Raw genomic sequence first — 4,230 nt, 5'->3', positions numbered from 1 at the left:
GGCGTTGACGTACCCGCTCTCGGCGATCGCCGCGTTCACAGAGTCCTGGCACGCCTTGGCGAGCATGATCGTCGAGGCCGAGAAGTCCCGATCCGGGGGCTCGGCATCCACCGAGATTCGGTCGGGGTAGGTCGAGGCGGCGACCTTCTGGATGCGGTAGGACACCTGATTCGCGGTCACGCGGACCTGATTGGTGTCCGGGGAGTAGTTTGTCTCCAGCGTGCGGACGCCGTTCCGCATGGACGTGGACTCTTCCTGAACCCAGTGGATGCCTTCGTAGTAGCAGAACCCCATCGCCACCTTGCGGGCGAGTTCGTTCCTGACCGGGGCGGCGGTCTGGCGGCAGTCACGCACCCACTGGAGCGCGTCGGTCGGGTTCTTGAAGCGCATGGTGGGCTCCTTAGAGCAGAGAGTCGGTGTGCTGGCTCACGTCGAATGGGGTGAACGTGCCCGGCTGTTCGGGTGCGGGCTTCCGCGTGGGCGTGCCCGGCGGGTTGGCGGCTGCGATGGCTTCGGCCTCGTCGTCGCGTCGCTGGGATTCCAGTTCCGGGGTGTTGGTGAGGTTCTGCCTGCACAAACGCTGCCACTCGACGCCCTGGACCCGCAAGGCCTTGAGCATCACGCCGACGGTCCCGGCGTGCCACTTGGAAAGCAGCCACGCGGAGATTCCCACGGCCAGAAGCGTGCAGAGAGTCCCGATCGCAACCCCCACCATCAGCGTCATGCCAAGGCTCCCGAGAAGAAGCGAACGTCGTCGTCCTGTGCGTAGGCCGATCGCTCGCTGGACTGGAACACTTCCTGCTCAAGCGGACCCAGCACCCGGACCCGGCCCGGGATTTGGTTCGTCCTCCACCCATTGCCCGGGGTGAGGTCGTCGCTGAGGTAGTTCACCATCTGGGTCAGGGCGTCGAGGGCGTGGTCGTCGGGGACGATGCCGAACTTGAGCACCTGGTCGTAGAACCACTGGAACTTCGGGTCGGGGCCGAGAACGCCCATGTCATCGACCTTGCCGGGGAACTCGACGATCGCCTCGAACCCGTTGGCCGCGCCCGAGTGGTCGATCAGGTTGGCGCACGCCTTGAGCCGCTGGAGTTTGGACTTGATCCCGGGGTCGAGCCGGATGGTCTTGACATCCCACTGAGCCCCCAGATAGTCGGCGACGGCATGGAACGCGGTCTTGGTCTCGATCATCACCCCGTCGATGCGGCGGTTGCACTGGGTCACGAACAACCCCACCTTGTCCGCCAGTTCGATCGGGTTGACGTGAATCTCGGTGGCGTTCAGGATGCGGAGGACGGTGAGTTTGCGGATGCTGCGGTTGTCCGGGGAAATGACGCGGAGTTCCCCGACCGCCCCGAGCAGGATGCCCGCCCGGTCGTTCTTCTCGTTGTTGGTGGCCGCCGGATCGACGCTGATGTACCGCCTCGGGTGCCGCATGAACTGGTCGTGCATGGGCGAATCGGGGTCGTAGAACTTGATCGCCTTGATGATCCGGGCCGACTCGGACCTTGGATCAGCCATGTACGCGGCGGAGTAGAGGGACGGGTTCCGCCACGCCTTGTACGTCTGGCGGAGGTAGTCCGAGCCGTACATCTCGGGCCACAGTGGTTTGAAGGGCGGGCTTGTATCCGGCCCCCCGCACGCCTGGATGACCACCTTGAGCCGGATTTCCCCGCGCCGGGCCAGTTCGATTCTGCGGACGTTCGCGTCGTCTGGGTGCCAGAGGGTCGTGACGGTGAGGTGGAAGGTGTCGTTGCCGCGAAGCCGTGCCATCCACGTCGCGTTCATGCGGGCGAAGGTGCGGTCGCGTTCCGTGACCTGATCCACTTCCTTCTGGTCCACGCAGTCGTCAAAGAGGATGCGAGAGGCGTCCGAGCCTGAGATTGCGGCCTTGATCCCGTAGGCGACGCCGGACGCCTGCTTCGTCTTGACGCCAGTGTCGAAGTGAATCTCGCCCCCCTGGTTGCCCTTCCGCTTGAGCGTGATGTCGGGGTACAGGGCGGCCCGCCTGCGACCCTGCGGATGCCCGGGCTCAAAGCACGCCCGGACGTACTTGAGCATGTCGGTCGCCTTCTCTTCCTTGGCGTGCCCGAAGATGAACTGGTGGTGCTGGTTGGTGCAGTATTCCTCGGCGGCCCAGTGTGCGGCATACTCCGACTTTCCGTGCCCTGGCGGCGCAACAAGGATCGCCCCGGCGTACTTGATCTCGCCCTTGCGCGGCCCGTCGGGATACCACACGACGCCGTGCTGGGCTTCCCAGACGCCCATCGCCATGATGACGTGGTGCTTGCCGATCTTGAACACGGACGCCGCCGGACCCGCCTCAACTGACTCGGCGATGTTCGATCGACCGACGTACACCATGAATCGGAGCGTTCGGACGGACTCGACCGCCGAATCAACCGCCCGCGTCCCCTTGGGGATGCTGCTGCGGGCTCTGTCCCGGAGCCTCATCACCCGCGACAGGAGGCTCCGCCACGCTTTTAGGTCGTCTGGATGCTCCCTGAGAAACCGCAACGCTCGCTCGTGGGCCTCGGACATCTTGGCCGACGCTTCCTCAAGGGCCATCGAGTCGATCGCGTCCATCGCCCGTTCAACCGCCCGCACCTCCGCGTCGGCGAGTTCAAAGACGCTGCGTGTCTCGGCGAGCAGTTCGCCCACCGCGTCCATCGCCTTCTCCCCGTCCGAGCGGGAGTCGTGGAGGTGCTTGGCCTCGACGCCGTTGGCCTCGGCGTACTTCTCAAGGAACTGCTGGGCGTGGACCAGATTGAAGTTCTTGGGGAGGTCGGCCTTGCCCGTGGCCGCCAGCACCACGCGGTCGGCCACCTGCTTGGCGAGCCAGCGGTAGTGGTCCGGGTTCGGAGTCCCATCCTCCCTGAGTGCCGGGGGGCACTTGACCTTCTTGAGTTCGGCGTGCAACTCGAAGTAGGGATCGCGGACGATCCGCCCGTCATCGTCCCTCGGGAGTGCGGGCCTGCCCCTCTTCTTGGGCGGCGCGGGCATGATGGGGTTGCCATCGTCGTCGTAGGCGATGGTGGGCCGATCGACCGTCTTGTTCTTCTCGGCCCGTGGCATGGTCAGATTTCGGTGATCTCCGCGACCTGCACCTTGAGGGCGGTGCCGTTGGTCGGGAGGGTCGGCATCCCGACGTACCAGGAAATGTCGTCCTGCCCGTCGTCGTACCCCTCGCCCGCCACGTCGATCTTGTGGTTGCCGCTGACCTCGAAGGCCAGTTGCATGATGTAGTCGCCCGACGCCCCGCCGTGGTTGGCCCGGCGAGCGGTTCCGAACGGAGTGACCGTCGCCTGCTCCCGCTTGTAGACGCGGGTCCGAGAGGCAAGGGCCAGTTCGATCACGCCGGCGGCGGTGGCGTTGCCGGTGGTCTGGGCAAAGAGGGCCAGCCCGATCCGTCGCCCGGGCCTCTGGCCCTCCTTGGGCGGAATCCGGGTGTAGTTGGCAAGGTCGGATGAGCCCGACGAGAACGACATGTCGGCGATGATGTTCACAGGACTTCCTCCTTGTCGAGCCGGTCGAACTCCTGCACCGCGTCGTGGCACAGACGGAGAATCTGCATCGGGGTGGCGACGTTGGCGTATGTGCCGTTGGGACGGATGAGTCGCCGCTTCTTGATCGCCCGCACGATGCCCTCGGCGATCTCGGCCTTGGTCGCCCCGCGTGCGAAGTTGGCCCTGATCTGGAGGGGGCGTGTGTCCGGCTCATCCAGAACGGCGACGGGTGACTCGGCTTGGGGCTTGGGCTTGCGGGCCATGCGGACTCCATTGTGTACGAATCGTCTACAGTACGTTATGCCGATCCGCCGTGCCGAGGGAGGGAAGTTCAAGAAGAAGCGGAAGGACAGCCGCCGCATCTACGGGGAGAACCACGGTGGGCACCCCACCCGAATCCTCGTGGGCTGCACCCGCAAGACCTACGCCCTCTATCGCCGGTGCCTGCTGCTGCACAAACTCCTGTACCCGACCTCGATGCTCACCCACCGCAAGTCCCCGTCCGAGACGATGATCTCGCGGGCACTGGCCGACTACAACAGGTGGCTCAAGGCCCAGTTGGAGGCTCGTGGGATCGACTGGCGGAAGGTGCTGGAAGAAGACGAACGCCACACCGAGGCGGCCCCCGAGACGGCAATCAAACGGCTCGCCGCCCTGCCACCGAGTTCGGCAAAACTCCGACACAACGCGGTCGATGACCGCCGGTTCCGCTCGACCCGGGCAG

6 protein-coding genes are annotated in these 4,230 nt (G+C 65.4%); 1 reads left to right on the top strand and 5 read right to left on the bottom strand.

The genetic code is table 11. The features are described from left to right. From IPK85_04070 to IPK85_04050, 5 genes are all read right to left on the bottom strand, one after another. The coding region (locus IPK85_04070; protein MBK8246564.1) for a hypothetical protein at positions 1-390 on the bottom strand (390 nt) is incomplete at its 3' end. Between the two features lie 10 nt (positions 391-400). Then, positions 401-724 (bottom strand): hypothetical protein, encoded by a 324-nt coding sequence (locus IPK85_04065; protein MBK8246563.1) that lies wholly within the window; start codon positions 722-724, stop codon positions 401-403. After that, entirely contained in the window at positions 721-3,075 is a 2,355-nt protein-coding gene (locus IPK85_04060; protein MBK8246562.1) for a hypothetical protein, read from the bottom strand. The genes IPK85_04065 and IPK85_04060 overlap by 4 nt, the downstream gene beginning before the upstream one ends. A 2-nt stretch (positions 3,076-3,077) precedes the next feature. Further along, positions 3,078-3,506, bottom strand: coding sequence for a hypothetical protein (locus IPK85_04055; GenBank protein MBK8246561.1), 429 nt, complete (start codon positions 3,504-3,506; stop codon positions 3,078-3,080). After that, positions 3,503-3,769, bottom strand: a complete 267-nt coding sequence (locus IPK85_04050) for a hypothetical protein (GenBank protein MBK8246560.1) — start codon at positions 3,767-3,769, stop codon at positions 3,503-3,505. The genes IPK85_04055 and IPK85_04050 overlap by 4 nt, the downstream gene beginning before the upstream one ends. Positions 3,770-3,806: 37 nt before the next feature. On the opposite strand from IPK85_04050, the gene IPK85_04045 reads away from it, so the two are divergent. Next, the coding region (locus tag IPK85_04045) for a hypothetical protein (GenBank protein ID MBK8246559.1) at positions 3,807-4,230 on the top strand (424 nt) is incomplete at its 3' end.

This window comes from Gemmatimonadota bacterium (genome assembly GCA_016712265.1).
In the GTDB taxonomy this organism is placed as follows: Bacteria; Gemmatimonadota; Gemmatimonadetes; order Gemmatimonadales; family Gemmatimonadaceae; genus RBC101.
This window is presented reverse-complemented; position numbering and strand designations above follow the sequence as displayed.

Bases quoted from the DNA above. Each gene is read 5' to 3' on its own strand.
- IPK85_04065 (MBK8246563.1), bottom strand. From the start codon at position 724: ATGACGCTGATGGTGGGGGTTGCGATCGGGACTCTCTGCACGCTTCTG.
- IPK85_04050 (MBK8246560.1), bottom strand. From the start codon at position 3,769: ATGGCCCGCAAGCCCAAGCCCCAAGCCGAGTCACCCGTCGCCGTTCTG.
- IPK85_04060 (MBK8246562.1), bottom strand. From the start codon at position 3,075: ATGCCACGGGCCGAGAAGAACAAGACGGTCGATCGGCCCACCATCGCC.